The organism is Thioalkalivibrio sp. K90mix (assembly GCF_000025545.1).
Lineage (GTDB): Bacteria > Pseudomonadota > Gammaproteobacteria > Ectothiorhodospirales > Ectothiorhodospiraceae > Thioalkalivibrio.
In genome coordinates this window covers 959,999-985,920 of the sequence record NC_013889.1, presented here as the reverse complement: position 1 = coordinate 985,920, position 25,922 = coordinate 959,999, and the positions used below count along the sequence as shown (strand labels likewise).

Annotated in this window: 29 protein-coding genes and 1 tRNA gene; 8 read left to right on the top strand and 22 right to left on the bottom strand. The window is 64.0% G+C overall.

Translation table 11 applies throughout. The annotated features are described in order from the left end of the window. Nucleotides 1–20: 20 nt before the first annotated feature. From flgE to TK90_RS04645, 6 genes are all read right to left on the bottom strand, one after another. Entirely contained in the window at nucleotides 21–1,247 is a 1,227-nt protein-coding gene (gene flgE / locus TK90_RS04670; RefSeq protein WP_012982339.1) for a flagellar hook protein FlgE, read from the bottom strand. 25 nt (nucleotides 1,248–1,272) lie between these two features. Next, the gene (locus tag TK90_RS04665; RefSeq protein ID WP_012982338.1) at nucleotides 1,273–1,944 is read right to left on the bottom strand and encodes a flagellar hook assembly protein FlgD; all 672 of its coding nucleotides are present in this window, start codon (nucleotides 1,942–1,944) and stop codon (nucleotides 1,273–1,275) included. Nucleotides 1,945–1,958: 14 nt separating this feature from the next. Continuing rightward, complete coding sequence (gene flgC / locus TK90_RS04660; protein ID WP_012982337.1) at nucleotides 1,959–2,378, bottom strand: flagellar basal body rod protein FlgC; 420 nt, start codon at nucleotides 2,376–2,378, stop codon at nucleotides 1,959–1,961. A gap of 36 nt (nucleotides 2,379–2,414) precedes the next feature. Then, nucleotides 2,415–2,825: a flagellar basal body rod protein FlgB gene (gene flgB, locus TK90_RS04655; protein ID WP_012982336.1), complete on the bottom strand. Its 411-nt coding sequence runs from the start codon at nucleotides 2,823–2,825 to the stop codon at nucleotides 2,415–2,417. Between the two features lie 181 nt (nucleotides 2,826–3,006). Further along, the gene (locus TK90_RS04650; RefSeq protein WP_012982335.1) at nucleotides 3,007–3,822 is read right to left on the bottom strand and encodes a protein-glutamate O-methyltransferase CheR; all 816 of its coding nucleotides are present in this window, start codon (nucleotides 3,820–3,822) and stop codon (nucleotides 3,007–3,009) included. A gap of 273 nt (nucleotides 3,823–4,095) precedes the next feature. Further along, the gene (locus tag TK90_RS04645; RefSeq protein WP_012982334.1) at nucleotides 4,096–5,025 is read right to left on the bottom strand and encodes a chemotaxis protein; all 930 of its coding nucleotides are present in this window, start codon (nucleotides 5,023–5,025) and stop codon (nucleotides 4,096–4,098) included. A gap of 242 nt (nucleotides 5,026–5,267) precedes the next feature. On the opposite strand from TK90_RS04645, the gene flgA reads away from it, so the two are divergent. From flgA to TK90_RS04625, 4 genes are all read left to right on the top strand, one after another. Next, entirely contained in the window at nucleotides 5,268–6,002 is a 735-nt protein-coding gene (gene flgA / locus TK90_RS04640; protein WP_012982333.1) for a flagellar basal body P-ring formation chaperone FlgA, read from the top strand. A 133-nt stretch (nucleotides 6,003–6,135) separates the two neighbouring features. Further along, nucleotides 6,136–6,450 carry a flagellar biosynthesis anti-sigma factor FlgM gene (gene flgM / locus TK90_RS04635; RefSeq protein WP_012982332.1) on the top strand — a complete coding sequence of 105 codons (315 nt, stop codon included), beginning with the start codon at nucleotides 6,136–6,138 and terminating at the stop codon, nucleotides 6,448–6,450. Nucleotides 6,451–6,474: 24 nt separating this feature from the next. Then, on the top strand, nucleotides 6,475–6,960 hold the full coding sequence (locus tag TK90_RS04630; protein WP_012982331.1) for a flagella synthesis protein FlgN: 486 nt from the start codon (nucleotides 6,475–6,477) through the stop codon (nucleotides 6,958–6,960). A 118-nt stretch (nucleotides 6,961–7,078) separates the two neighbouring features. Then, on the top strand, nucleotides 7,079–7,795 hold the full coding sequence (locus TK90_RS04625; protein WP_012982330.1) for a flagellar brake protein: 717 nt from the start codon (nucleotides 7,079–7,081) through the stop codon (nucleotides 7,793–7,795). A 100-nt stretch (nucleotides 7,796–7,895) separates the two neighbouring features. Here the strand turns inward: TK90_RS04625 and TK90_RS04620 are convergent. From TK90_RS04620 to TK90_RS04570, 11 genes are all read right to left on the bottom strand, one after another. Next, nucleotides 7,896–7,972: transfer RNA gene (locus TK90_RS04620), tRNA-Pro, on the bottom strand. Nucleotides 7,973–8,243: 271 nt separating this feature from the next. After that, entirely contained in the window at nucleotides 8,244–8,600 is a 357-nt protein-coding gene (locus tag TK90_RS04615; RefSeq protein WP_012982329.1) for a MerR family transcriptional regulator, read from the bottom strand. Continuing rightward, nucleotides 8,584–8,883: an integration host factor subunit alpha gene (locus TK90_RS04610; protein WP_012982328.1), complete on the bottom strand. Its 300-nt coding sequence runs from the start codon at nucleotides 8,881–8,883 to the stop codon at nucleotides 8,584–8,586. The genes TK90_RS04615 and TK90_RS04610 overlap by 17 nt, the downstream gene beginning before the upstream one ends. 4 nt (nucleotides 8,884–8,887) lie before the next feature. Further along, nucleotides 8,888–11,248 carry a phenylalanine--tRNA ligase subunit beta gene (gene pheT, locus TK90_RS04605; protein ID WP_012982327.1) on the bottom strand — a complete coding sequence of 787 codons (2,361 nt, stop codon included), beginning with the start codon at nucleotides 11,246–11,248 and terminating at the stop codon, nucleotides 8,888–8,890. Further along, nucleotides 11,248–12,276 (bottom strand): phenylalanine--tRNA ligase subunit alpha, encoded by a 1,029-nt coding sequence (gene pheS, locus TK90_RS04600; RefSeq protein WP_012982326.1) that lies wholly within the window; start codon nucleotides 12,274–12,276, stop codon nucleotides 11,248–11,250. The genes pheT and pheS overlap by 1 nt, the downstream gene beginning before the upstream one ends. A gap of 143 nt (nucleotides 12,277–12,419) precedes the next feature. Beyond that, the gene (gene rplT, locus TK90_RS04595) at nucleotides 12,420–12,779 is read right to left on the bottom strand and encodes a 50S ribosomal protein L20 (protein ID WP_012982325.1); all 360 of its coding nucleotides are present in this window, start codon (nucleotides 12,777–12,779) and stop codon (nucleotides 12,420–12,422) included. 20 nt (nucleotides 12,780–12,799) lie between these two features. After that, entirely contained in the window at nucleotides 12,800–12,997 is a 198-nt protein-coding gene (gene rpmI / locus TK90_RS04590) for a 50S ribosomal protein L35 (protein ID WP_012982324.1), read from the bottom strand. A gap of 102 nt (nucleotides 12,998–13,099) precedes the next feature. Then, complete coding sequence (infC, locus tag TK90_RS04585) at nucleotides 13,100–13,633, bottom strand: translation initiation factor IF-3 (RefSeq protein ID WP_083767890.1); 534 nt, start codon at nucleotides 13,631–13,633, stop codon at nucleotides 13,100–13,102. Nucleotides 13,634–13,640: 7 nt separating this feature from the next. Continuing rightward, nucleotides 13,641–15,557: a threonine--tRNA ligase gene (gene thrS, locus TK90_RS04580; RefSeq protein ID WP_012982322.1), complete on the bottom strand. Its 1,917-nt coding sequence runs from the start codon at nucleotides 15,555–15,557 to the stop codon at nucleotides 13,641–13,643. 149 nt (nucleotides 15,558–15,706) lie between these two features. Next, a complete protein-coding gene (locus TK90_RS04575; RefSeq protein WP_012982321.1) occupies nucleotides 15,707–16,699 on the bottom strand; it encodes an MBL fold metallo-hydrolase in 993 nt (330 codons plus the stop codon). 147 nt (nucleotides 16,700–16,846) lie between these two features. Continuing rightward, complete coding sequence (locus TK90_RS04570; RefSeq protein WP_017925353.1) at nucleotides 16,847–17,527, bottom strand: TVP38/TMEM64 family protein; 681 nt, start codon at nucleotides 17,525–17,527, stop codon at nucleotides 16,847–16,849. An 88-nt stretch (nucleotides 17,528–17,615) separates the two neighbouring features. Here TK90_RS04570 and TK90_RS04565 point away from each other — a divergent pair, with 88 nt between their 5' ends. Beyond that, the gene (locus TK90_RS04565; RefSeq protein WP_012982319.1) at nucleotides 17,616–18,641 is read left to right on the top strand and encodes a serine/threonine protein kinase; all 1,026 of its coding nucleotides are present in this window, start codon (nucleotides 17,616–17,618) and stop codon (nucleotides 18,639–18,641) included. A gap of 3 nt (nucleotides 18,642–18,644) precedes the next feature. On the opposite strand, the gene TK90_RS04560 is transcribed toward TK90_RS04565, so the two are convergent. Both TK90_RS04560 and TK90_RS04555 read right to left on the bottom strand, forming a co-directional pair. Next, on the bottom strand, nucleotides 18,645–19,127 hold the full coding sequence (locus TK90_RS04560; protein WP_012982318.1) for a hypothetical protein: 483 nt from the start codon (nucleotides 19,125–19,127) through the stop codon (nucleotides 18,645–18,647). Nucleotides 19,128–19,305: 178 nt separating this feature from the next. Further along, nucleotides 19,306–19,746 (bottom strand): nucleoside deaminase, encoded by a 441-nt coding sequence (locus TK90_RS04555; protein ID WP_012982317.1) that lies wholly within the window; start codon nucleotides 19,744–19,746, stop codon nucleotides 19,306–19,308. 119 nt (nucleotides 19,747–19,865) lie between these two features. Here TK90_RS04555 and TK90_RS04550 point away from each other — a divergent pair, with 119 nt between their 5' ends. Further along, nucleotides 19,866–21,149, top strand: coding sequence for a phosphatidylserine/phosphatidylglycerophosphate/cardiolipin synthase family protein (locus TK90_RS04550; RefSeq protein ID WP_012982316.1), 1,284 nt, complete (start codon nucleotides 19,866–19,868; stop codon nucleotides 21,147–21,149). Between the two features lie 17 nt (nucleotides 21,150–21,166). Here TK90_RS04550 and TK90_RS04545 read toward each other — a convergent pair whose 3' ends face one another. The 3 genes from TK90_RS04545 to TK90_RS04535 all read right to left on the bottom strand — a co-directional run bounded on the left by TK90_RS04545 (nucleotide 21,167) and on the right by TK90_RS04535 (nucleotide 22,536). Continuing rightward, complete coding sequence (locus TK90_RS04545) at nucleotides 21,167–21,742, bottom strand: histidine phosphatase family protein (RefSeq protein WP_012982315.1); 576 nt, start codon at nucleotides 21,740–21,742, stop codon at nucleotides 21,167–21,169. 73 nt (nucleotides 21,743–21,815) lie between these two features. Then, nucleotides 21,816–22,202, bottom strand: coding sequence for a thiol-disulfide oxidoreductase DCC family protein (locus TK90_RS04540; RefSeq protein ID WP_012982314.1), 387 nt, complete (start codon nucleotides 22,200–22,202; stop codon nucleotides 21,816–21,818). Between the two features lie 4 nt (nucleotides 22,203–22,206). Beyond that, nucleotides 22,207–22,536, bottom strand: a complete 330-nt coding sequence (locus tag TK90_RS04535; protein WP_012982313.1) for a hypothetical protein — start codon at nucleotides 22,534–22,536, stop codon at nucleotides 22,207–22,209. Between the two features lie 209 nt (nucleotides 22,537–22,745). Here TK90_RS04535 and mtgA point away from each other — a divergent pair, with 209 nt between their 5' ends. Continuing rightward, nucleotides 22,746–23,468: a monofunctional biosynthetic peptidoglycan transglycosylase gene (gene mtgA, locus TK90_RS04530; protein ID WP_012982312.1), complete on the top strand. Its 723-nt coding sequence runs from the start codon at nucleotides 22,746–22,748 to the stop codon at nucleotides 23,466–23,468. 133 nt (nucleotides 23,469–23,601) lie between these two features. Further along, entirely contained in the window at nucleotides 23,602–25,902 is a 2,301-nt protein-coding gene (locus tag TK90_RS04525; protein WP_012982311.1) for a mechanosensitive ion channel domain-containing protein, read from the top strand. The last annotated feature ends 20 nt before the right edge of the window (nucleotides 25,903–25,922 follow it).

Here is a 25,922-nt window from a genome sequence, read left to right as displayed (position 1 = left end):
CTCGTGTCCCTGTCCCTGACCTAGCGGATGTTGATGATGGTCTGGGTGACCTGGTCGGCCGTGGAGATCGTCTGCGCGTTCGCCTGGAAGTTGCGCTGCGCGGTGATCAGATTCACCAGCTCCTGGGCAATATCGACGTTCGAGGCCTCCAGAGCGCCGGCCTGGATCTCGCCCAGGTTGCCGGTGCCCGGAGAGGCAAACACTGGATCACCGGCCGCAAAGGTCTCGGCCCAGTTGTTGTTGCCCAGCTGCTCCAGGCCCTGTGGGTTGGTGAAGTTGGCCAGAGCGACCTGCCCCAGAACGGAAGATTGGCCGTTGGTGAAGCGCGCGAACACCACCCCGCTGGAATCGATGTCGACCCCCGTCAGCCGGCCCGAAGCGAACCCGTCCTGGCCAAGATCGTTCACCGCAAAGTCGCCACCAAACTGAGTGGTCCCGGCAAAGTCGATCGTCCCGTCCAGACCTTCGGCCCCGTTGGTAAAATCGTCCGTGGAGAACGGGAATTCCGTGTTGCCATCCAGCTGGCCACTGGCATCAAAAGAGAGTTCGAAGCCTTCTTCCTCGTTGATCGGCTCGCCGTCAACGCTCATGAAGGCCGTCCACTCTCGTTCGTCGCTCTTCACGAAGTAGATGCGCGCATCGCGGGACGTCCCCAGCGAGTCATACACCGTCAGGGACGTCGAGTAGTTGTAGCTGTCCGGATCATCGAACTCGAACTCGCCCGGATCCAGGATTGGAGCATCCGACTGGAGATTGACCAGGGCCTCAATGTCGCTGGTGGCCTGCGGCGCGGAGGCCCCTGTCTGCAGACGCAAATCCCCAAGCTGTCCGGTATTGAAATCGGTATCCGTGCTGCCCGGGTTGATTGGCGGATAGCCCTGCAGCTGCTGACCCTGGTTGTTCACCAGGTTGCCGTCGCGGTTTACCTGAAACTCGCCAGCGCGCGTATAGACACGATTGCCACCATCGTTCATCACGAAAAAGCCCTCGCCATCAATCGCGAGGTCGAGACCGTTCTCGGTGAACTCCGTGCGTCCCTGCGAGAACTGCTGTGTCACCGCCATGAGACGCGAACCACCCCCAGTCGCGGTCTGGCTGACGCCACCAAAACTCTGCGCAAAGACATCACCGAACTCGGCGCGCGAGCGCTTGAAACCGGTCGTGCCGGCATTCGAGACGTTGTTGCCGGTGGTCTGCAGATCGGCCTGCGCCGAGTTCAGTCCGCTCAATCCGATATTGAAGGGCATACTGGTCTACCTCCGTTAGAGTCCGTCAGCTGCTGATGCGCCGGACATCCGAGAAATTGATCTCGCCCAGGCCACGGACCATCAGGCCCAGGCTGGAATCGTCGCCTACCGAAACGCTCTCGACGCGGGCGTCGAGGAAGACATCTACTGATTCACTACTGGAACCGCTCTGGGCCGATGCGCGGAACTCGTAAACGCCCGGCGCTGCCGGGGTCCCGTCGTCGCGCATGCCATCCCAGGTGAATTCCTGCAGGCCCTCACTGGCCGAGCCAAGATTCATGCTGCGGATGCGTTCGCCCGTCGGGCTGTACACCTCGACCTGCAACTGGCCGGTCGACTGATCCAGCTCCACCGCCCCACGCACCATTCCATCCGTCCCGAGCTCGCTGAAGTCCGTCGGGACCAAGACGTCCTTCCCGACCAGGGACGCCGCCTGCAGGGTCTGACTCTGCCCCATCGACTGCGCCAGCTTTTCGAACGACTTCGACAGTTCCTCGATGCCCGTCACCGTCGAGAACTGCGCCATCTGGCCGATGAATTCGCCGTTCTCCATCGGTTCAAAAGGATCCTGGTTCTGCAGCTGGGTCGTCATCAGCTTGAGGAAGTCGGACTGCCCCAGGCGATCCGCGGGCCCCTCGTCCTTCTGCTGGCGAGACAGGCCCAGGCGATCCAGCATGTCGGGTGAGATCTGCGTCATGTGCGAACTCCGGTTTAGCCCTGGCCGATCTGAAGCGTGCGCTGCAACAGCTGGCGCGAGGTCTCCATCACCTCGACGTTCGCTTCGTAGTTGCGCGAGGCGGACATCATGTTGGCCATCTCCTCCACCACGCTGATCGCGGGCCGGAAGATGTAGCCGTCTTCGTTGGCCTGCGGGTGATTCGGTTCGTAGTGCGGCTGCGGCGGCGCCTGCGATTCGTCGATGCCCGCCACCCGCACGCCGTTGGACGCGCCGTTCGGGTCGGCCTGGTTCATCACGGTCTGAAACAGCACCTGCTTCGCCCGATAGGCCTCGTCGGGATTGGTCGCCACCGTGTTGGCGTTGGCCAGATTCGACGCGACCGTATTCAGCCGCACCGACTGCGCGGTCAGCGCGGAGGCCGAGGTGTTGAACAGATTAAACAGATCACTCACGACATCACTCTCCTGTTCCCAGCGTTGGCGCTCGCATTAGCGCTCGCCCCGCAGAGCATCACGGATACCGGAAACCCGGCGGTTCAGGAACTCGAGGCTGCTCTGGTACTGCAGGGAATTCTCGGCAAAGGCAGCCCGCTCCAGCTGCGGGTCCACCGTGTTGCCATCCAGAGACGGCTGCGACGGCACGCGATAAAGCGTCTCCATCGACCCGTTGGCACCACCCGCCCCGCCGGCGCCGATATGGCCCTGATGTGTGCTCGCCATCGGCATGTTGCCGCCCTCGCCGGCCGCCGCCTGCAGCACCGAGCGAAAGTCGATATCGCGCGCTTTGTAATTCGGCGTATCGGCATTCGCGATATTCGAGGCCAGCAGCTCCATCCGCTTCGCACGGACGTTCACCGCCTCCGGGAGAATGCCCATCGCCTTGTCGAGAGAAAGACTCATCCGTCGTGCCCCGTCCGCCACTGGCGGCTCTCAGGTTCCTCGGGACGAAACCGCTTCGCCCCGCTCGACAGGGACGATGCAATTGGTGTGCCACTATGGGCTGGAGGGGTTTGTGAAGGCGGCGCCGAGGGTGGGCGCCGGGGTCGCGGGCGCGACCTTATGGCGAGGCAGAAAGGGCCGATCAGCCCTTCAGGCGCAGGACAGATCCGTATTCGGTGCGAACCGTCTCGAAGGCCTGGGTATAGGGACCCGCCGTCTCGGAAGCGCCAAGAAACAGATAGCCGCCCGGGTTCATCTGGCGGGCGATTCCGTCAAGAACCTGTCGCTTGGTCTCGGCGGAGAAGTAAATCAGCACGTTGCGACAGAACACGATGTCGAACTTGCCCAGTGCCGCGTAGCGGTCGACCAGATTGAGCTTCTGGAAGCGGCAGCGGCGCTGAATCTCCGGGCGGACACGGTGACCTTCCGCTACCGTCTCGAAGAAGCGGGCGCGACGTGCCTCGCTCAGGCCCCGCACAATGCTCAGGCCGTCGTAGACCGCGCGGCGGGCGTCGTCCAGGATCTTCTCCGACAGGTCCGTACCCAGGATCGAGACCGGCACCACACGCTTGGGCCGCGACTCCTCCCACTCGGATACCACCATCGAGATGCTGTACGCCTCCTGCCCGCTGGAGCATCCGGACGACCAGACCTTGATCCCCGCGCCCTTCTCCGCGCGCTCCGGGAGCAGCACATGGCGCAGGATCTCGAACGGGAAGCCATCACGAAACCAGGAGGTTTCATTGGTCGTCATCGCGTCGATCACACGTGTGCGCAGGCGCGGGTTGGGCGCCTGACGCATCGCATGCAGCAGTTCCGGGACCGACTTGTAGCCGAATTCGTCCAGTAGCCGCGACAGTCGGCTCGACACGAGGTATTGCCGGCTGTCGCCCAGCACCAGGCCACAGCATTCGGAAAGGAACCGCGAGAACTCCTCGTAGTCGCGCGAGTCGATCACGAAGTCATCCTTGAAAGTCGACGAGACGGGCGGACAGGCACGTTGATGACGAATCCTTGACAGCGTGTCGGAAAACCCGGCCGGGGAGTGCGCTCTCCCCCGTACCGTACCGGTACAGTATACGTGCAACCGCACGGGTGCCGACAGCATCCCGACAGGTGACGCATGCGGCGTGCCATGGCCGCTGATGCTCACGCAGCCGGCAATCCGTTACCGCCCCCTTGCCGCAAAGCTCCGGCCTGTCGATTAACACAAACCGCCAAGGCACCGGCTTCAATCCTTGCGGGTTTGATCAAGCACGGCCTCGGCCAGCTCGTCGGGGTTGAACTTGGACAGGAATGCGTCCGCCCCGGCACGCTTGACCATATCCGTATTGAACTCCCCGCTCAGTGACGAGTGCAGCAGAACACGCAGACCTTTCAGGTGATCGTTCGCACGGATTCGGGCCGTGAGGGTATAGCCATCCATACGCGGCATCTCGATATCCGAGATCACCAGCTCCACCACCTCGTTTACGGTCCCGGCCTCGGCCTGTTCCTCAAGGAAATCCAGCGCCTCGCGACCGTCCTTGAAGACCAGATATTCCCAGCCCAGGCCCTTGATGGCACCCTCGATCTGCTTGCGCGCGACCACCGAGTCATCGACGATCACGATCTTGCGCTGTCCGATCCTTTCCCGTTCTTCGTCGGCCTCTGCGCGCACCGAATCGGACACGTTAATGGGCAACGGATTGACGATCGACAGCACCCGCTCGACATCGATGATCTCGACCAGCTTGTTGTCGATCTCGGTGACGGCGACCAGAAAGGACTCGCGCCCGGTCCCCCGTGGCGGCGATTTCACGTCTTCCCAGTTGACGTTGACGATCCGGTCCACGGCCGACACCCAGAAGCCCTGAACCGACCGATTGAATTCGGTCACCACCACCTTGTGATCATCCGTCCCTCCCACGGCCGTGCGCAGCCCCATCGCGCGCGCAAGGTCGATGATGGGGACGGTGCCGCCACGCAGGCTCGCGACACCGCGCACCACGCTCATCGAACCGGGGATCTGTCGCAGCGGCGGCGACGGGATCACCTCGCGCACCTTGAACACGTTGATACCGAAGGTCTGGGAACTCCCCAGATGAAACAGGAGCAGTTCCATACGGTTCTGCCCCACCAGTTGGGTCCGCTGATTCACATCGTCAATGAATTGACTCATTGTCCTGCTCTCCCCCTCGCCCAGCGGCCAGCCACCTCGACTCGCCAGCCCCAGTGTGCACCCCGGTGCCCGACGCTGTCATGCCACAAACCGCCGTCGCATGCCGATTGCACACGGTCTTGACCCGATAACGGCCAGGCGTCGTCACTCTTGAGGGTGTACACCGGATCCGCTGGCATGTTTTCTGCTTGCAAAGCGATACCAACCTCTCGAAACCTGACGAGCCGACACGCACCCAGACCATGAACCAGCCCGCCCCCCAACCCTTTGTTCGCACCTGGTGGCTGTCTGCCGCCCTCGGCGTCGTTCTGGCCCTGGTCTCCATAACGGCGCAGGCCGAGATCGAGGCAGTGGAAAACATCCGCCTGGCGGCCGAGCGTTTCATCCAGGAAGAGCTGAACATCAAACCCGGCGACGAAGCGGTCGAAGTCCAGATCGGTCGGCTGGACAACCGCCTGCGCCTGGCCCGATGCAGCGAGGCGCTGGAGACCCGATTCCCGCCCGGCGGACGACGCGATGGCAATACGGCGGTCCAGGTGCAGTGCGAGGCGCCCGTAAGCTGGTCGATCTATGTCCCGGTCACGGTCGAACGCTATGCCGAGGTCCTGGTCGCCAGCCGAACCCTGCGGCGCCAGCACACGATCCTGCCCGGCGATCTGCGCACCAAGCGCATCCAGACTTCACGTCATGCCGGGAGCTATTTCGAGAGCAAGAACGAACTGGTGGGGCTGCAGACCCGGCGCAACATCCGTTCGGGCCAGATCCTGGGCCAACAGCACGTCACCCAGCGCGAAGTCGTCAGCCGCGGCCAGCGCGTCACCATCCTGGCCGAAAACGGCTCGGTGGTGATCCGCATGCAGGGCGAGGCCCTGGAGAACGGCATTCTGGGCGATCGAATCCGCGTGAAGAACAGCTCGTCCGGACGCGTCGTCGAAGGCGAGGTGCTGGAGTCCGGACATGTACGCGTGGCCCCGTAAAATGGCGAGGCGCCTCGCGTAACCATCCACAAACTGTGAAGCGACTCGTAAATTCACGGCTCAAGGGGCTACAGTTTCAGCCGGTGCTGCCGCTAACCCCTGCAGTAGAATTGCAAAAACAGGAAACCGAATGATGGATATCAAAGGCCCGAACTCCCCCGGCCTGCGCCCGGATGGCAACACCTCCAGCGTAAAGGGCCGCGACGAGACCTCCCGGCCCGACGCAGGCGCTCAGGGCAATGCATCGACGCCCGTGCGACAGGATGACTCCGTCACCCTGACCGGTGCGGCGCAGGCGATGAACGCCGCCTCCGGCGCCGCCAGCAACGCCCCGTTCGACGAGGCGCGTGTCGCCGAGCTGCGCGAAGCCATCTCCAGCGGCCAGTACCCGGTCGACAACGAGCAGCTCGCCGATCGCATGATCGAACTGGAAAGCCTGCTGCGCTAGGCACCCCTGACAGAGACCCCGACGATGTCGCCCGAACAACGCCACGCCTTCCTCCGCTCACTGGAAGCCTCGATTCGGCTCAGCCACCAGATGGAGGACATCCTGCTGCAGGAGACCCGGGCTGTGGAGTCCCGTGCACCCGAGGCCCTGCGCGAGGTCGTGGCGCAGAAACAGACGCTCCTGCAGGACCTGGAAACCGAGAGTCGCCGGCAGCGCGAGACGGTCGAGGCTGCTGGCGAAAGCTACACGCCCGAGGGGCTCGCACGGCTGTTCAGTCGGCTCGAGAGCGGTGCCGAGCTGGAGGACCACTGGCAGGCTCTGCGCCGATCGGTGGAGCGCTGCAACACCCTGAACCAGGGGAATGCCCGGCTGATCGATCGCGACCGTCGACGCGTGGAGATGTCCATCCAGATCCTGCGTGGCGAAGAACCCGGTCCGGCCCCGACCTACGACCCCTACGGCCGCACCCAATCTGGCAGCCGTACGGGTCGGCGCATCACTCGCGCATGAGCTGCGCGCGCCCTGCGCGACACCGCCTCACACCACACCGACCGGCACCCGGGGCTGGTATTCCAGAGCGCCGGGCAGTACCGTGCGGCTTGGCCCAATAATTACAACAACGCCACGCATGGACGAGACCGACTACACCGTCGACAAGCCGGAGCGGATTGCCGGCATCCTCAAGGATCTGGATCACAAGCTCACCCTCGTCAACGTCCGTCTCGACGACGATGGGCCGCTATACAACTCCGCCCTGGTCCGCCTGGATTCCGCTGCACGCGAACTCTTCCTTGACGAACTCACACCCGTCGAAGCCAATCGCCATGTCCAGGAAGGCACCCGCATGCGGGTGTTCGCCAGCCTGCGCGGGGTCGCCGTACGCTTCTCCACGGCCGTCTCGCGCAGCGAGCGCGAGGATGCCGGCGCGCTCTACGTCTGCCCCTACCCCGAGACCCTGGAATATCTGCAGCGACGGGAGACCTTTCGCGTACATATCCCGATGGGCGAACGTCCGCGCGTCGAATTGCAGTATGGCGAATGGAAAGAGCCCGGTATCGGCGACCTGGCCGACCTCTCGGCACAGGGGATGTGCGTGGAGGTGCCACAGGAGTGGGTTGAGGCCCTTGAGGTCGGGACGCCGATGCGTTTCGAAAACCTGTTGCTGCCCGATGTCGGTGAACGCCTGGGCGGCGACCTGCGCCTGGCCAATCGTCGCCGCAGCCCGCGCGATGGATACGTATATGCCGGCTTCCAGGTCACCGGCATGAACCAGTGGCTGGAACGCCAGTTCAACATCGCCCTGCTGCACTACCAGCGCGAGGCGCGGCGACGCTCGATGGAGTAGCCCAGGCCGGTCCAGCCCCCCACATTGCTTCAGACACAAAAAAGGCCGCTGCATGCGGCCTTTTATTTCACCTGAACATCCACCATCAAGTGATTGAATTTGGTCGGGACGGCAGGATTTGAACCTGCGACCCTCTGCACCCCATGCAGATGCGCTACCAGACTGCGCTACGCCCCGAAGCCGCGAATCATATCCGATTCCCCGCCTTCACGAAAGCATCGGCCGCCCACATGCAACCACATTCTTGCGCAAAACCCATTCCCCCTGGGATCGATCGGTTGGGAGCATATTGGTGCGATTCGCTTGGCTCATCGCACCCTACAGCGGACGAGTCGTTGAAGTGGACTTGGGGGCAAGAAGGCAAGAACCAGCGCAGGGTGCGACGAGCCAAGCGAATCGCGTCAACACGACGTTCCGTTCCGAAAGCCAACCCCGCCGGGTCGGCGCCTCAGGCGCGTAATACGCGCAATACCGATTCCAGCTCCGAGATCGTGTCCTGGATGATCTGGCGCGCCTGCTGACGGTCGCCCTTGGCCTCGTCGCCAGACAGCTTCTGTCGCGCGCCATTGATCGTATAGCCCTCTTCGTACAGCAGGGCCCGAATCTGGCGGATCAGGATCACGTCCTGGCGCTGGTAGTAGCGCCGATTGCCCCGCCGCTTGACCGGCTCGAGCATCGGGAACTCCTGTTCCCAGTAGCGCAGTACGTGAGGCTTCACCTGACACAGCTCGGCGACCTCGCCAATGGTGAAGTAGCGCTTGCCCGGGATCGCGGGCAGTTCCTGGTGGTTACTCGCTTCCAGCATAGCTTTCGACCCTCTCGCGCAGCTTCTGCCCCGGGCGGAAGGTGACGACACGACGAGCGGAGACCGGGATTTCCTCGCCGGTCTTCGGATTGCGACCAGGCCGCTGGTTCTTGTCGCGGAGGATGAAGTTGCCGAAGCCGGAGAGTTTCACACCCTCGCCATCCTCCAGCGACTGGCGCATCTCCTCGAAGAACATCTCGACGAACTCCTTGGCCTCACGCTTGTTAAGACCCAGTTCTTCGTTCAGCGTGGCGGCAAGATCCGCCTTCGTCACTGCTGCCATGGAATCACTGCCTCAGGGTTGCCTGGAAGCGAGCGTGCAGATGCTCGACGACCTTGTCGGTGACGCTTGCGACGTCCTGTTCGCCTAGGGTGCGATCAAAAGCCCGCAAAATCAAGCCCAAAGCGAGGCTCTTTTCGTCCGGATTCAAGCCCTTGCCCTGGTACACATCAAACAGCCGGACATCCTGGACCAGGCCCAGCGCCAATTCCTCGATCGCGCTCAGCACATCGCCCGCCGGAACGGTCTCCTTCACCACCAGGGCCAGATCGCGCCGGATCGAGGGATACGGCGATAACGGCGCGAACTGCACAACCGGTGTATGCAGGATCGCCCGAGCATCCAGATCGAACAGATAAACCGGCTCCACATCGAATTGCTTGCAAAGGGCCGGGTGCAGGCGCCCGACCCAGCCGATGGGGCGATCACCCGCCAGAATCCGCGCGGACTGTCCATCATGGAGGGCAGGATGTTTTTCCGAACGAAATCCCAGCGGCCCATCCAAAGAGGCACATAACCCCTCGACCACACCCTTGGCATCAAAGAAATCGACTCGACGCGACGGGGCCTCCCAGTGCTCCGGATGCGCCCGCCCACCCAGCAGGCCCGCGAGACGCGGCTCCTGGCGCAGGCCGGAGGCATCCGGCACAAAACGCAGGCCATGCTCGCACAAGCGCAGATCCGGCTGCTGGCGCGCCTGGTTATAGGCCGCCGTGGCCACCAGACCGGGCCAAAGGCCAGGGCGCATCACCGCCAGATCACTGGAGATCGGGTTCGCCAGCGCCAGAGGCTCCACGGCCGGATAAAAGGCCCGCGAAGCCTCGGCGTCGATAAAACTGAAGCTGATCACCTCGTGAAAGCCCTGGCGCGCCAGCTGATCGCGCAGCCCGCGCAAGGATGGAGAGCGCTCGGCAGGCGCCACCGGGGACGGCAGGCGCTGCGGCAGGCGGTCATAGCCATGCACCCGGGCCAGCTCCTCGATCAGGTCCTCCTCGCGCTCCAGATCGAAGCGCGCCCGCGGCGCACGGACCTGCCAGCCGCCTTCCACGGACTCGACCCGGCAGGCCAGTGCACCCAGAATGCGCTCGACCTCGGCATCCTCGAACGTCGTACCCAGCAGCCGTTCGATGCGCGGCCGACGCAGCCGGATCGGCTGATCGAAATGCGAAGACGGTAGCTCGCCGGCACGTTCCACCGGCCCGCACTGCCCGCCACAGATCTCCAGCAACAGGCGCGTGGCGCGTTCCATGGCCTGCTCGACCAGTGTGGGATCCACGCCCCGCTCGAAACGATGCGAGGCATCGGTATGCAGACCATGGGCCCGCGCGCGACCGGCCAGCGCCAGCGGGGCAAAGTGGGCACACTCCAGTACCACCCGGGTCGTGTCGTCATCCACGGCGCTGTCCGCACCGCCCATGATTCCGGCCAGCGCCACAGGCGCGGTAGTCGAGGCGATCACCAGGTCCTGCTCGGCAAGCTCGACTTTCTGCTCACCACCCAGCAAGGTCAGCGACTCGCCGGATCGCGCCCAGCGCACCTCGATGGTGTCGCCCACGCGACCCGCGTCAAAGGCATGCAGGGGCTGCCCGAGTTCCAGCATCACGTAGTTGGTGACATCCACGATCGCGCTGAGCGGCCGCACACCGGCCCGTCGCAGGCGCTCGGTCATCCACAGCGGCGTGGGCGCACGTGCATCCAGGCCGTCCAGCACCCGTGCGGCGTAAAGCGGGCAGGCCTCGGCATCCTCGACACGGACCGCGACCCGTTCGTCCAGCTCGGCCGCGACCGGATCCGCCATGGGCTCGGCCAGTGGCCGGTCCAGGAGCGCCGAGCATTCGCGCGCAATGCCCCGCATCCCGAGACAGTCCGCCCGGTTCGGCGTCAGGTCCACCTCCAGGATAGTGTCATCCAGACCCAGTGCCGCACGCAGGTCCGCGCCAATCTCGAGATCGGCCGGGAGTGCGAGCAGCCCCTCGGCATCTTCGGCAAGCCCCAGCTCGCGCGCCGAGCACAGCATCCCCGCCGAGGCGACCCCGCGCAGCTTGGATTTCTTGATCTTGAAGTTGTCGGGCAGCACCGCGCCCACCACCGCGACCGGTGCCACCATGCCTTCGTGGACATTGGGGGCGCCGCACACGATGGTCAGCGGTTCGGCCTCACCCGCCTCGACCTGACAGACACGCAGGCGATCGGCATCGGGATGCGGCTCCACCTTCGTAACGCGTCCCACACGCACACCACTGAACGCCGGGGCCGCCGCCTCAATCGCGTCCAGCTCGAGGCCCGCCATAGTGAGGCGATGACCGAGCTCCTCCGGGGTTTCGTCAACCTGCAGCCACTCCCGCAGCCACTGAATACTGATGCGCATTAGCCGGTCCGTCCGAATTGGCGAATGAAACGGATGTCGTTGTCGAAAAACAGGCGCAGGTCATTCACGCCGTGGCGCAGCATCGCCATGCGCTCGACCCCCAGGCCGAACGCAAAGCCGGTGTACTGCTCCGGGTCGATGTCCACATGCCCCAGCACATTGGGATGCACCATCCCGCAGCCCATCACCTCCAGCCAACCGGTGTGGCTGCACACGCGGCAGCCCTCGCCACCGCAATGCACACACTGGATATCCACCTCGGCCGAAGGCTCGGTGAACGGGAAGTACGACGGGCGAAAGCGCGTGGCGAGGTCGTCGCGGTCGAAGAAGCTTTGCAAAAAAGCGCTCAGCACACCGCGCAGATCCGCGAAGGTGATGTCCGTGTCGACACAGAGCCCTTCCACCTGATGAAACATCGGGCTGTGGGTCAGATCGGAGTCGCAGCGATACACCCGGCCCGGCGCGATCACGCGCAGCGGCGGCTTCTGCTGCTCCATCGTACGAATCTGCACCGGCGAGGTATGCGTGCGCAGCACGCGATGGGCGTCGAAGTAGAACGTGTCGTGCATCGCCCGTGCCGGGTGATGCTCGGGGATATTCAGCGCCTCGAAGTTGTGGAAGTCGTCCTCAACCTCGGGTCCTTCGGCCACGCGGAATCCCAGCCCGGCAAAAAACGCCTCGATGCGCTCCAGGGTATGGGTAATCGGGTGCAGCGAGCCCTCGGGAAGTCGGCGCCCCGGCAGGGTTACGTCGACCTGCTCGCTGGCCAGCTGCTCGGCCAGGGCGCTGTCGGCCAGGGCCTGCTTGCGTGCCTCAATCAGGCCGGCCACCTCGGTCTTGGCCTCGTTGACCTTCTGGCCGGCGGCCGGGCGTTCCTCCGCCGGCAGCTTCCCGAGTTCCTTGAGCTGAGCGGTAATCGAGCCCTTCTTGCCCAGATAGTGCACCCGGACATCATCCAGCGCCTTCAGGTCCGTGGCCGCGTCGATGCGGCCGCGGGCCTCGGCGACGAGCTGTTGCAGTTGCTCCACGTGCGTTCCCCGAAAGTGATGGGCGACGGTTGCCCGCCACCCCGGTGTTCCTTATTCCCGAAACAAAAAAGGGAGGGCGTGTACCCTCCCCTTTTCGGGACCCTCCGGGCACAGCCCGGAGGGTAATCCTGCAGGACCTCGTATCAGGCCGGCAATGCGGCCTTGGCCTTATCGGCGATCTTGCCGAAGGCGGTCAGGTCGTGCACGGCCAGATCGGCCAGGGTCTTGCGGTCGATCTCGATCTCGGCCTTCTTCAGACCCGCCATCAGGCGGCTGTAGGAGAGATCGAACTGACGGGCCGCCGCATTGATGCGGACGATCCACAGCGACCGGAACTGGCGCTTCTTCTGGCGACGGTCACGGTAGGCATACTGGCCGGCCTTGATAACGGCCTGGTTGGCAACGCGGAAGACGTTCTTCCGGGCGCCGTAGTAGCCCTTGGCCTGCTTGAGGACCTTCTTGTGACGGGCGTGAGCGGTTACACCGCGCTTGACTCGTGGCATGTCTTTCTTCCTCGGTCAGATCAACGGTACGGCAGCATTTTGCGCACGGCGGCGACATCCGCCTCGTGCACCATGGCCGGACTGCGCAGTTGACGCTTACGCTTGGTGGATTTCTTGGTCAGGATGTGGCTGCGGTGCGACTGAAACCGCTTGAACTTCCCGGACCCGGTGCGGGTGAAGCGCTTGGCCGCACCCCGATTGGTCTTGATCTTTGGCATTACTCTCTCCGGCATTTGGGGCCGTACCCGATTCGGGCCGACCGTTTATGGGAGGACCGGCAGGTATGCGGAGACCTGCGCGATCCTTGTTGTCTGACCGGCCTACTTCTTCTTGCCGGTCAGCACCATGATCATCTGGCGTCCTTCCATCTTCGGCCGCTGCTCGACGACCGCGATATCGGACATGTCCTGCTCGATCTTGTCCAGCAGCTCGCCACCCAGCTCCTGGTGGCGCATTTCGCGACCGCGGAAGCGGATGGTCACCTTGCCCTTGTCGCCCGCCTCGATGAAGCGGCGCAGATTGCGAAGCTTGACCTTGTAGTCGCCCTCGTCCGTCCCCGGACGAAACTTCACTTCCTTGATCTGGATCTGCTTCTGTTTCTTCTTGGCTTCCTGCGCCTTCTTCGCCTGCTCGAACTTGAACTTGCCGTAGTCCATGATCCGGGCCACGGGTGGCTCGGCGTTCGGCGAGATCTCGACCAGGTCCAGGCCGCTTTCCTGGGCCATTTCCAGGGCCTCTGCAGTACTGCAGACCCCGCGATTCTCGCCTTCGGCGTCGATCAGCCGGATTTGCGGACAGGTGATCTGATCGTTCAGGCGGACCGTTTTCGCTGCGCTAATAGCCTTCTCTCCAATTCAAGGTTCAGTGTTGGCGACTGGCGACCTCCTCCCGGAGGCGCTCGCCAAAGGCCTCGACGCTCATGACGCCGAGGTCTTCTCCGCTTCGCGTACGCACCGCAACCTGGCCGTTTTCCATTTCCTTGTCACCAAGAACCAGCAGGTACGGCACGCGCTTGAGCGTGTGCTCGCGAATCTTAAAGCCGATCTTCTCGTTTCTCAAGTCGGACTCGACCCGGAAACCCTTGTCCCGCAGCGCCCTGGTGACCTCGCGGGCGTAGTCGTCCTGGCGCTCGGTGATGGTCAGCACCTCGGCCTGCACCGGAGCCAGCCAGGTCGGGAAGTGCCCGGCGTAGTGCTCGATCAGCACGCCGAAGAAGCGTTCCACCGAACCCAGCAGGGCGCGGTGGATCATGATCGGGCGCCGGCGCTCGTTGTCCTCGGCGACGTATTCCATGTCAAAGCGCTCGGGCAGGTTGAAGTCCAGCTGCACCGTGGAACACTGCCATTCGCGGCCGATCGCGTCGTGGATCTTGATGTCGATCTTCGGCCCGTAGAAGGCGCCGCCGCCCTCGTCCACCGAATATTCCAGCCCCTTCTTCTCGATCGCCGAGCGCAGCGAGGCCGTCGCGTGCTCCCAGATTTCGTCGGAGCCGACCGCATCCTCGGGCTTGGTCGAGAGGTTCACGTCGAACTTCTCGAAGCCGAAGGTCTGCAGCACCTCGAGGGTCAAATCGATCACGGCCATCACCTCGGCCTCGATCTGGTCCTCGCGGCAGAAGATGTGGGCATCGTCCTGGGTGAAGCCGCGCACACGCATCAGCCCGTGCAGCGCGCCGGACATCTCGCGACGGTAGACCGTGCCCATCTCCGCCCAGCGCAGCGGCAGATCGCGGTAGGAATGCAGCCGGTCCTTGTACATCAGCACGTGGAACGGGCAGTTCATCGGCTTGAGCTGGAAGGCCTGGTGCTCGTCTTCCATCGGCTCGTACATGGACTCGGCGTAGAAGTCCGCGTGGCCGGAGGTCTTCCACAGCTCGAGGTTCGCGATGTGCGGCGAGACCACGAAGTCGTAACCCGCCTTCTCGTGCATGTCGTACCAGTACTTCTCGATCTCGCGGCGGATGCGCGCGCCCTTCGGGTGCCAGAACACCAGGCCGCCGCCGGCCTCGTCCTGGATCGAGAACAGGTCCAGCTCCTGGCCGATCTTGCGGTGATCGCGGCGCTCGGCCTCCTTCAGGCGTTCCAGGTATTCCTTCAGCTGGTCCTTGTTCGCCCAGGCGGTCCCGTAGATGCGCTGCAGCATCTCGTTGTCGGAGTCGCCGCGCCAGTAGGCACCGGCCACCTTGGTCAGCTTGAAGGCCTTCAGCTTGCCGGTGGACGGGATATGCGGGCCGCGACAGAGATCGACAAAGTCGCCCTGCTTGTACAGCGAGATGTTCTCGCCCTGCGGGATGGAGGCGATGATTTCGGCCTTGTACTCTTCTCCCATGTCGCGGAAGTACTTCACCGCCTCGTCGCGATCCATCAGCGAGCGCTCCACCGGCAGGTCCTGCTTCGCCAGTTCCTTCATGCGCTTCTCGATCTTCTCCAGATCCTCCGGCGTGAAGCCGCGGTCATAGGCGAAGTCGTAGTAGAAGCCGTTCTCGATGGTCGGGCCGATGGTGACCTGGGCCTCGGGAAAGAGCTGCTTGACCGCCTGCGCCATCAGGTGCGCGGTCGAATGCCGGATGATCTCCACCCCCTCCGGGTCGCGGTCGGTCACGATCGCGAGTTCGGCGTCGGCGTCGATCTCGTGGCGGGCATCGACCAGCTGGCCGTTCACCTTGCCGGCCAGGGTCGCCTTGGCGAGGCCCGGACCGATGTCCTTGGCCACATCCAGCACGGTGACTGGATGATCGAACTCGCGGCGGCTGCCGTCGGGGAGGGTTACTGCGGGCATTGCGAGGCTCCTTCGCCGACCCATACGCGGGGTCGAACGTCGCGTGTCAAAAATTGGACTTGCCGGAAACGACAACGGCGCGAAGCGTATCACACGCCCCGCGCCGCGGCAGGTTTCCCGGCCTGCAGCCGGGATTCCCGGATAGCCCCTTACATGTTCTCTTCGATGAACAGATAGGTCCGGTTCACGTTGGGGCGGTGCCAGTCGTCGTAATGGCGCAGGTGCTTGAACTCTTCAAGGTCCGCGAGCCGCTCCACTACCTCGTCCAGCGACTCCCAGTCCTCGATCCCGGCGCTCACCTCGCGCACCAGCAACTCCAGGTAGTCGCCGGTATCCTGGCGCGCCTCGGCCATGTCGGTGGCCCGCCCGTGGCCCGGCACCACGATCTCCGGATCGATGGATTCCAGATGTCGGAACGCCTCCAGCTTCTCCATCGGGTTGCTGAACGGATGGATCCCCAGCATGCGCTCGGTGTAGACGATGTCGCCGGTGAATACGACATCCTCGCCCGGCAGGTGGACCATGATATCGCCCGGGAAATGGGCGTCCCCGGCATAGATCAACTCGAAGTCGACCTCGCCCACCGTCAAGGTGTATTCGTCGGCATCAATGGGATTGGGTGCCGGCACCGGCTCGGTGCCTTCCATCGCCTCTTCGCCGACTGCATTCGCCAGCGAGGCGATCTGACTCTCGCCTCGCTCGGCCTGGGTGCTGGCAGTGCGCTTGAGCGCAACCAGCTCCGCACCCTGCTCCTGGAAGAAGCCATTGCCCAGCCAGCGATGATCCTGCGAACCCACCGAGATCACATGCGTGATCGGCTGATCCGTGACCTCGGCGATGGCCTCGGCCATGCGTTCGGCGACCTTGTAGCTCGGCCCCGAGTCGATCAGGACCACGCCCTCGTCGGTCACGACAAAGCCCGTGTTGTTGGTGAAACCAAGATTCTCCGGCGTGCGGTTCTCCAGCGAGCCGTAGAAATACCAGAGGCGATCCGTCAGCTGGATCGGCTCCAGCACCGTCTCGATGGGCCGGTCGTGGGGCTCGTCGTTTTCGTCCCCAGCCTGCGCAATCAGGGCCAGGCCCATCAGCACAACGGCCAGCACTGGCCCTACGGTCCAGCGCCTCTTCAATTGCCTATCCATCCAAACATCCTCATTAAGCGGGTTTCGCCCCCGGTTGGAGAGCCTGCAAACGTGTCGCGCGTACCCCGGCCTTGGAACGCCCGTTCGGACCGTTATTGGTTTTCAGCGATTATATGCGCTTTCGCACATATTTAGACAGGGTTCACATCAGCACCGTGGCTGCGAGTCTCCTGTCGAACCATGCAGCGCACGAACGACCCACCGCGCCGCCAGCGGGAACAGACCGACCGCTACCAGTGAGGCAATCAAGCCGGGCGAGAAAATCCCTTCGGGCCCGTCCAGTCGACTGATCTGAGTACCGGCATTGGCAAAGACGATCGTGGCCGGGAGCATTCCCAGTTGCGACACCCAGTAATACGTCCACGTCCGGATGTGCATCAGGCCCATGCCTGCGTTGATCACAAAGAAGGGGAAGGCCGGCGTCAGACGCAGCGCGAACAGGTAATAGGCCCCCTCGCGCTCGAAGCCACGATTGATGGGGTCCAGGCGATCCGCGAACCGGCGCTGCAGGGGCTCGCGCGCGATCGTGCGCGCCACCAGAAATGTTAGCGTCGCGCCCAGTGTGGAGGCGAAGGACGACAGCACGCTGCCCCAGAAAACGCCGAAGATAGCCCCGCCCGCCAGCGTCATGATCACGATACCGGGCAACGACAACGCCGCCACCACCACATACACAAGGAAGAACACCACCGCCACCAACAGCGGGCGGGCCGCACGCTGATCCTCCAAATCGCCCTGCGCCGCCTGCAGGCGCTCGAACTCCAGGAAACGGCCCAAATCGAGCGCGAAGAACGCGATCAATGCAGCCACCGCAAGGATGGCCACCACCCAGTACGCTCGATTCACCGGCCCTCTCCCGACACACATTCGTCAAAACGCTGGACCCGGACGCTGCCCGCGTGCGTACATTGGCCGCATGAATACACAGCCCCACCCATACGATGCCCTCAAACCCACCGTTATTCTCGATGCGGTGGAAACCACCGGCCTGCGCTGCGATGGCCGCCTGCTCGCGCTGAACAGCTACGAAAACCGGGTGTACCAGATCGGCATCGAGGATGCGACGCCGGTCATCGCGAAGTTCTACCGCCCCGGCCGCTGGAGCGACCAGGCGATCGTCGAAGAACATGCGTTCAGCCAGGAACTGGCCGCTCGGGAGGTTCCCGTGGTGGCGCCCTTGGCTGGGCAGGACGGGGAAACGCTGCACCATCATCAGGGCTTTCGCTTCGCGGTTTATCCGCGCTGCGGCGGCCGCACGCCGGACCTGGAGCAGTCCGTTACGCTGCAGCGCATCGGACGGTTCATTGCGCGAATTCACGAAGTGGGCCACAGCACGCCGTTCCACGAACGCATCACGCTGGAACCGGGGACTCTGGGTGAGCAGGCGCGGCAGGACGTGCTCGCCTCCGGTTACCTGCCCCCGGGGCTGCAGACGGTCTACCGTGACCTCAGTGCGGACCTGATCAGCCGCATGCAGCGAAACACCGAGGCCGTGGGCCCCGTCCCGCAGCTGCGGCTGCATGGCGACACCCACCCGGGCAACATCCTGTGGACCGACGACGGCCCCCACTTCGTTGACCTCGACGACGCCTGCAATGGACCCGCAATGCAGGATCTGTGGATGTTTCTCTCCGGCGAACCGCCGGAGATGGCGGGGCAGCTACGCGATCTGCTGGGGGGCTACGAGACGTTCATGCGCTTCGACCGCCGCGAGCTGGGCCTGATCAACACCCTGCGCACGCTACGTATCCTGCGCCACGCCGCCTGGCTGGCCCGCCGCGCGGACGATCCCGCGTTCATCGACGGATTCCCCGTGTTCTACACCCCGCGCTACTGGGAAGAGCACATCCTGACCCTGCGGGAACAGGCGGCCGCACTGGACGAGCCTGCACTGGAACTGGACAGCCCGGGGGCCGTGGCCAGGGGCTACTGGGATCTGTAGTCCTCAGGCCTGCAGGTCAAAGTGCGATCCGAGGTGCTCGTTGGAGTTGGACTGCACCGAGCCATCGGGCATGAAGGTCTGGCCCATGTCCGCTTTGTCGTCCGGATCGGCGTCCATCCGGGGGGCATCGTCAGCCTGCTGGGTCCCATTGACCTGACCGCCAGCCAGCGGCATCGCGGTGGCCTGGGTTGGCGGGGACGCGTTGATGCCCTGGGGCGAAAATGCCGCCTCGTGTGCCGTGGGGGCGTGCGTGGTGGCCGCAGGCTGAGCGACATGCGGGGAGGTCGAGACGCCCGCGCCCAGCCCGTTGACCGGACCGTTCCCCTGCGCTTGCATGGCGGCCTGTGCCTGCTGGGCGGGCTGTGCGTGTGCCGCGGGCCCCGCCTGTGCCGCCTGGTTGCCGGCCTGCCCGGCGTTGTTCGTGGCCTGCGCCGAATGGGCCGGCCGCGCCAGGGCCGCCTGATTCATGCCAATGCCGTCGATCATGGGGTGCTCCCGGTTTTCATTGCATCCGGCTCCCAAGCAGCGACCATGCCAGAACAGTGGCATTGACCGCGAAGGGCACCATGAGGCGCTCCCCGGGGCGCCTGCCCCTTGTCGCTGCCTTGTCCGGGGCGGCAACCAATATCCGCCCGCCAGCAAGGGTGTTCCGGTCAACCCGGGGTTATTCGCAACCGATATCCTCGTGCCAGAGGTCCGGGTGGCGTTCGATGAAGGCGGTCATCAGTTCCTGGCAGGCGGCATCCTGCAGCACATCGACCTGCACACCATGCGAGCGCAGCCAGTCCTCCTCCCCCATGAAGGTGGCGTTTTCGCCGACCACCACACGCGGGATGCCATACAGTACGATCGCCCCGCTGCACATCGCGCAGGGCGAGAGCGTCGTATAAAGCGTGCATTCTCGGTAGACGCTCGCGGGCTGGCGTCCGGCGTTTTCCAGAGCATCCATCTCGGCATGCAGGATGGCGCTGCCGCTCTGAACCCGCCGATTGTGCCCGCGGCCGACGATGCGGCCGCCGTGCTCGATGACCGAACCAATCGGGATACCCCCTTCATCCCAGCCGGTTCGCGCCTCGTCCAGTGCTGCTTCCAGAAACGGATTCATGACATTCGTCCAGGGTTGCTCGCAGCGCATTGTGTACACTCAAACACGCGGGTTCTACACCGGCACCACCCAATCCCTCCCCGCCCTCCCTGTAGCGGGTTCGATACAAGAGGCCTACCATGCGCCGCCGCGTCATCGGCATTCCTGTCGGTATCCTCCTGGGCCTCGCGCTTGCCTTCGTGCTGGTGAACGTTGCCCTCTTTAACCTCCTGCCGAAACCCGACCGGGTGAAGTCTCCGGTGGCCATCGACTACGGCACCTCGGACAGTGCATTTCGCCGCGGGATGGGGCTCACGCTGCAACAGCCGATTGTTTCCGGCAATGCACTGGAACTGCTGCGTGACGGCGAGGCGATCTACGACGCCAAAATCGAGGCCATCGAGGCTGCCGAGCATACAGTCACGTTCGAGGTGTACGAGTTCTGGGGCGACCAGGCCGCGCGCTTCGCAGAGGCGTTTGCACGCGCGGCAGAACGCGGGGTTAGGGTGCATGTGGTCATTGATTACATCGGCTCGGTCCACGCCTCTCAGGAAAAATTCGACCGCATGACCGATGCCGGCGCGGAGGTTGTGCGCTGGCGCAAGCCCTCCTGGTATCAGATGTCACGTTTCAACCACCGCACCCACCGCAAGATTCTGGTGGTGGACGGTCGCACAGGATTCATTGGCGGCGCCAATGTGGCGGATTCCTGGGTGCCCGGTGAGGATCGCGAACCCTACCGTGACAACCACTTCCGCGTTACCGGACCTGTGGTGGGCAATCTGCAGGCCGCGTTCATGGAAACCTGGCTGGATGCGATGGGCGAACTACTGCTGGGCGATGCCTACTACCCAGAGCTGGAGGCTGAAGGCGAGCTGGATGCGCAAGTCGTCAACAGTGCCCCGCGCGAGGGGCGCCATCGGGTCCGCAAAATGTTCCTGCACGCACTGGCCGCCGCAGAAGACCAGGTGACCATCGCCACGGCGTATTTCTATCCCGACCCGGACTTTCTCGTCGCCCTGACCGAGGCCGCGGAGCGCGGCGTGGAGATCCGGGTACTCATGCCGGGCGACACCATGTCCTTCGGCTTCGTGCGTCACGCCTCGGTTAATCGCTGGCGACCGATACTGGAAGCCGGCGTGGAACTGTACGAATACCACCCGCGGATGTATCACTCCAAGCTGGTCAGCGTGGACGACCGCTGGGCCAGCATCGGGTCTGCCAATCTGCATAACCGATCATTCCGCCTGAATGACGAGACCAACCTGAACATTTTTGATGAAGACTTTGCCCGCTCGATCCGTGAACTGATCGAGGAAGACAAGGCCGATGCCGAGCGCATGACGATCGAGGCCTGGGAGAATCGCCCCTGGAAGTACCGGATCTATGGCTGGATCGCGCGCATTATTGGGCCCTACATATAGAGGGCCCGCGCGCTGGGTCAGTCGGTGACGGGCCGAGCCCGACCGTCGGCATCGAGCTGTACCACCAGCATATCGCCCGCACCGAGACTGCGCCCCGACAGCCCCATGACGTTCGCGCGATGCGTGACATATACCGCCGGTCCCGCATCGCGCGCGACCTCCGCCGCCAGATGTGCGTGCCACGCGCGCATCCAACGCTCCCGATCGGATTCGTTAGTGCGAAAGATCGAGCCCAACGCACCCAGGATCTGCGGCTCGCCATAACCCAGCAAACGGGCCGTATCCGCATTCCGGCACCATGGGCCGGCGAACACCCGGATTGCGTCCAACCCGGCCGCGCGCAGGCGCTCGCCAATCTCGCGAGCCTGCTCCCGCCCCGCCGCAGAGAGGTTGCGCTGGGTGGAACAGTCTTCCAGTTCGAAGCCCGCGGGGTCGCCGATCCCCGGCGCGGCCGCATGCCGCATCAACAGGATCCGGTGGGGCTCCTGTAACTGGGCCACGAGCGCGCGCTCGCTGGCCAGGTCATTCGCCCACAGCGGGGCCATGAGGATCCACCCCAGTACACAGACCACACCAACCAGCAGCCGCTTCACGGACGCGTTTTCCTCGAACGGTGACGCCAACAGGCGTCGAAATACCGGGGAAATGCGGTGGCCCCGTATATGCCTAGCGATTGGGGTGACAGACCCCGTGATCGCAGCGCGCCCGCCAGCGTCGACGGGCAATCCAGTTATAGGCCCGATCCATCAGGCGCACCACGGGAGGCAGCCGCGCGAGCACCGCCCCCAGCGCGCGGTAATACGGCAGCTGCCGCCAGACAACGACAAACGCCCAGGCGCCACTGTGGATCTGCCCCGTGGCGTCGACCGCGTGCATCCGCCGCATCGCGGCATCCCAGTCGATCCCCCACGGCTCGAGTGGCGAGGCGTCGGCATGGATATCTCGCCAGTCCACGTGACCCGCGTGATCCAGACGCTGGTAGTGCCCGATCTCGCGACGGCAAAGCGGACAGCCACCATCAAAAAAGACCACTGGACGCCGCGGGGAACCCATGGGGTCAGGCGTGACCCACCGGGCCCAGGTACTGGTGCTCGGACTGCTGCAAGGACCCCAGCGCGCGTTCGACGACATCCCGCGCCAGGTCACGCGTCATCTCCGGATGTGCAGGGATCATGTCCGTGCGCACGGCGAGTGCCATCGCCAGCGCCTGGAGCACGTCACCATTGCAGGTGTCGCCCAGCACCCCGATCTCGTGATCAAGGGTATCGACCAGCCGGTCAAGCAGCTGCTGTACGCGTACAGCGGAGCCGGTTTCGGGGTGCAAACGAAACTCGAAGGAAACAGCCTCACCGCTGGGTGTCGTATACCGATAGGGCATTACGTCCATGAGTCTCTCCTTCTCTTTCGCGTGGATGGGGTGGGGTCACCAGACAATACTCCGGCTTGCAAGGTTGGGCCACGTACGACACAAACAGTTCACCCGATGACGAGATTCCTCACCGGACGTCACTGAATGGGTATCCACGTGAAGGGCGCTAGTCGAGGTATTCTTTTGCCCATGAACGCCGTTTGCTGCTTGCACCCAGGGAGATACTGATGGCCCGTCAACAGCGCGGACTCATCGCACCCCTCCTGAGCGCGCTGGCCTGGCTGCTGGCCGGGGCGCTTGCTCTTGTGATTACCGTCGCACTCGGGCTGATTGTCCTGTTCGCCAAGGTCAACCCGCCTTATGGTATGGCCATGGTGGTCGCCACGGACTGGCAGACCGCCTCGCGCCTGCGCCCGGAATGGCAGCGACTGGATGATCTGCCACGCCACTTGATGCTCGCGGTGATCGCGGCGGAAGACCAGAACTTCCCCGTGCATCGCGGTTTCGACTGGGGATCCATGCGTCAGGCCGTGGATGACCACATGCTGCGGGGACAGCGCCTGCGCGGGGCCAGTACGATCAGTCAGCAAACGGCCAAGAACCTCTTTCTGTGGCACGAAAGATCCTGGATGCGCAAGACACTGGAAGCGGGCCTGACCGCGGGCATGGAGACCGTCTGGCCCAAGCGACGCATCCTCGAGGTGTACCTGAACCTGGCGGAATGGGGCCCCGGCATCTACGGCATCGAGCACGCGGCCCAGCACTACTTTGGCGTCCCGGCGCGCGAGCTGGACCGCCACCAGGCTGCACGCCTGGCCGCGATCCTGCCCAGCCCCGGTGCCTACAACCCGGTGCACCCGGGACCGCGGCTGACCCAGCGCATCGCCTGGATCGAACGCCAGATGAATCAGCTGGGGATCGCCTGGCTGGATCCCATGCTGCTGGAATAGTCCCTGCGCTCGCTCCGCGGGCGTGAAAATGCCTTGTCGTTTCCCTAGACTACATGCCTCCGCTGTCGCACGGATGCTCGCACTGGCGTCCTCCTGGCGACCCGCGAACCCCGTCCAAACCCGAGGTCCGCCCGTGTCCCCCAGCCGCTTTTTGCGTCTCCCCATCTTCCTCCTCCTGACCCTCTTCTTGCTGTCGCTGCTCATGCCCCTGGGGACCGTTCAGGCCCAGGAGGGCGGTGACGGACGCGATCTGCATGACGCGCTGATCGAGGCACTGGAAAACGAAGAGGCACGCGAGCGCCTGCTCGAGACATTGCGTGCCGAACGGACCGGGAACGACGAAAGCACGGCAGACGAGGCGGCCGTCGACACCGACGAGCCGATGTCGATCCCGCGCCAGATCGCCCAGGTCACACAATCGCTCGCAGAAGGCACGGTGCAGGAGATTCGGGCGCTGAACGAGATCGCCACGGACATTGGCGAACAGATGCGCACGATCGATCTAGTGGTGTTTGGCGCCGGCGTGCTGGACCTGGCGATCCTGATTGTGCTGACGGTTGCCGGCTTTCTGATTCTGCGACGCCTGGGCCACCCGATGTTCGCCGCCCTGGATCGCTGGGTGATTCACTCACCGAGGCAGTATCACCTGCTGCGTGCGCTTCCGGCGGTCCTGCTGGCGGCGCTGATCGACTTTCTGGTCGTCCTTCTGGCCTGGGTGGGGGGCTATGGGCTCGCACTCTTTGTCCTCGGGGAATCCGGCGAGATGCTCATGCGGCATTCGTTGTTCCTCAATGCCTTCCTGCTGATCGAAGTGACCAAAGCGGCGTTGCGTCTAATTTTCGCGACGCGCTATCACGGCCTGCGACTGCTGCCGATGGCCGGCGACGAGGCCGCGTACTGGAATGCCTGGCTGGCACGCCTGGTGACCTACATCGGTTACGGCCTGCTTCTGCTGGTACCGATCACCAACAATCACATCTCCAGCGAGGCCGGCCGTTCGCTCGGCCTGCTGGTGATGCTGACCGCCTTCCTCTATGCAGCGGTCATCATCCTGCAGAACCGACACCGGGTGCACGACCGCCTGATCCTGGTCGCTAACCGCGCCGGCTTTGCGTTTACGCGCATGACCCTGACCTTTCTGGCGAATGCCTGGCACTGGATCGCGCTGATCTACTTCCTGACGCTTGCGGTCGTCAGCATTACCCGGCCGGAGGATGCCCTTCCCTTCATGGCGAAGGCCACCGGACAGACCGTACTGGCGGCCTTCATCGGGGTATTCGTCGCCAACGTGCTCACCCAGATCATCGGACGCGAGATTCGCGTCCCGGACGAGACGCGCGTCAAGTTCCCGCTGCTCGAGGCGCGCCTGAACTCCTATATCCCCAAGGCACTCAAGACCATGCGTCTGGTGATCCTGCTGATCGTGCTCGCGGTCATCGCGGATGCCTGGGGCATCTTCAACCTCGCCGACTGGATCGCATCCGACACGGGTATGTATGTCCTCGGCACTGCGATCTCGGTCGCCCTGATCCTGCTCGGCGCACTGGCCATCTGGCTGGTGTTCGCCAGCTGGATCGAACACCGCCTGAGCCCGAGTACCGGCGAAGGCGAGCCGGGCGCGCGCGAGAAGACCCTGCTGACCCTGTTCCGCAACGCGGTCGCTGTGGTGCTGGCGGTGATGACCACCATGATCGTGCTGGCCGAGATTGGCGTGAACATCGGCCCGCTGCTGGCCGGTGCCGGTGTCCTGGGCCTCGCCGTTGGCTTTGGCGCGCAAAAACTGGTGCAGGACATCATCACGGGCGTATTCATCCAGCTTGAAAAGGCCATCAATACCGGGGACGTGGTCACGGTGGCGGGACTGACCGGGGTGGTCGAAAAACTCACCATCCGTTCCATGGGCCTGCGTGACTTGTCCGGCACCTATCACCTGATCCCGTTCTCGTCGGTGGATGCCGTGTCCAACTACATGCGCGAGTTCGCCTACCATGTGGGCGAGTACCGCGTGGCCTATCGCGAGGACATCGACGAGGTCATCGTGCGCCTGCGCGAGGCTTTCGAGGAACTCAAGGAAGATCCGGATCAGGGCCCGAACATCCTCGACGAGATCGAGGTGCACGGCGTCACTGCACTGGCCGACAGCTCGGTCAACGTGCGCATCCGCATCAAGACCCTGCCGGGCACGCAGTTCGGGCTGGGCCGCGCGTTCAACCGCCTGGTGAAAAAGCACTTCGACGCGGCCGGCATCGAGATCCCGTTCCCGCACCAGACGATCTACTTCGGTCAGGAAAAGGACGGGACCGCCCCGCCCGCGCATCTGCGGCTCACGCAGGAAACGGGCGAAGACACCGAGGACGGTCGGGACTACTCGAAAGACCGGCGCGCACGCCCCAATCCGAAACACAAGGGCGATTACGACGAGGCCGACGACTGAGCGAGAAAGGACGGGTGTGC

What these genes read in the sequence shown, in the direction of transcription:
- flgE (WP_012982339.1), bottom strand. Translation starts at nt 1,247, where the DNA reads ATGCCCTTCAATATCGGATTGAGCGGACTGAACTCGGCGCAGGCCGAT.
- TK90_RS04665 (WP_012982338.1), bottom strand. Translation starts at nt 1,944, where the DNA reads ATGACGCAGATCTCACCCGACATGCTGGATCGCCTGGGCCTGTCTCGC.
- flgB (WP_012982336.1), bottom strand. Translation starts at nt 2,825, where the DNA reads ATGAGTCTTTCTCTCGACAAGGCGATGGGCATTCTCCCGGAGGCGGTG.
- TK90_RS04645 (WP_012982334.1), bottom strand. Translation starts at nt 5,025, where the DNA reads ATGAGTCAATTCATTGACGATGTGAATCAGCGGACCCAACTGGTGGGG.
- flgA (WP_012982333.1), top strand. Translation starts at nt 5,268, where the DNA reads ATGAACCAGCCCGCCCCCCAACCCTTTGTTCGCACCTGGTGGCTGTCT.
- flgM (WP_012982332.1), top strand. Translation starts at nt 6,136, where the DNA reads ATGGATATCAAAGGCCCGAACTCCCCCGGCCTGCGCCCGGATGGCAAC.
- TK90_RS04630 (WP_012982331.1), top strand. Translation starts at nt 6,475, where the DNA reads ATGTCGCCCGAACAACGCCACGCCTTCCTCCGCTCACTGGAAGCCTCG.
- TK90_RS04625 (WP_012982330.1), top strand. Translation starts at nt 7,079, where the DNA reads ATGGACGAGACCGACTACACCGTCGACAAGCCGGAGCGGATTGCCGGC.
- TK90_RS04615 (WP_012982329.1), bottom strand. Translation starts at nt 8,600, where the DNA reads ATGCTGGAAGCGAGTAACCACCAGGAACTGCCCGCGATCCCGGGCAAG.
- TK90_RS04610 (WP_012982328.1), bottom strand. Translation starts at nt 8,883, where the DNA reads ATGGCAGCAGTGACGAAGGCGGATCTTGCCGCCACGCTGAACGAAGAA.
- pheT (WP_012982327.1), bottom strand. Translation starts at nt 11,248, where the DNA reads ATGCGCATCAGTATTCAGTGGCTGCGGGAGTGGCTGCAGGTTGACGAA.
- rplT (WP_012982325.1), bottom strand. Translation starts at nt 12,779, where the DNA reads ATGCCACGAGTCAAGCGCGGTGTAACCGCTCACGCCCGTCACAAGAAG.
- rpmI (WP_012982324.1), bottom strand. Translation starts at nt 12,997, where the DNA reads ATGCCAAAGATCAAGACCAATCGGGGTGCGGCCAAGCGCTTCACCCGC.
- thrS (WP_012982322.1), bottom strand. Translation starts at nt 15,557, where the DNA reads ATGCCCGCAGTAACCCTCCCCGACGGCAGCCGCCGCGAGTTCGATCAT.
- TK90_RS04575 (WP_012982321.1), bottom strand. Translation starts at nt 16,699, where the DNA reads ATGGATAGGCAATTGAAGAGGCGCTGGACCGTAGGGCCAGTGCTGGCC.
- TK90_RS04565 (WP_012982319.1), top strand. Translation starts at nt 17,616, where the DNA reads ATGAATACACAGCCCCACCCATACGATGCCCTCAAACCCACCGTTATT.
- TK90_RS04560 (WP_012982318.1), bottom strand. Translation starts at nt 19,127, where the DNA reads ATGATCGACGGCATTGGCATGAATCAGGCGGCCCTGGCGCGGCCGGCC.
- TK90_RS04555 (WP_012982317.1), bottom strand. Translation starts at nt 19,746, where the DNA reads ATGAATCCGTTTCTGGAAGCAGCACTGGACGAGGCGCGAACCGGCTGG.
- TK90_RS04550 (WP_012982316.1), top strand. Translation starts at nt 19,866, where the DNA reads ATGCGCCGCCGCGTCATCGGCATTCCTGTCGGTATCCTCCTGGGCCTC.
- TK90_RS04540 (WP_012982314.1), bottom strand. Translation starts at nt 22,202, where the DNA reads ATGGGTTCCCCGCGGCGTCCAGTGGTCTTTTTTGATGGTGGCTGTCCG.
- TK90_RS04535 (WP_012982313.1), bottom strand. Translation starts at nt 22,536, where the DNA reads ATGGACGTAATGCCCTATCGGTATACGACACCCAGCGGTGAGGCTGTT.
- mtgA (WP_012982312.1), top strand. Translation starts at nt 22,746, where the DNA reads ATGGCCCGTCAACAGCGCGGACTCATCGCACCCCTCCTGAGCGCGCTG.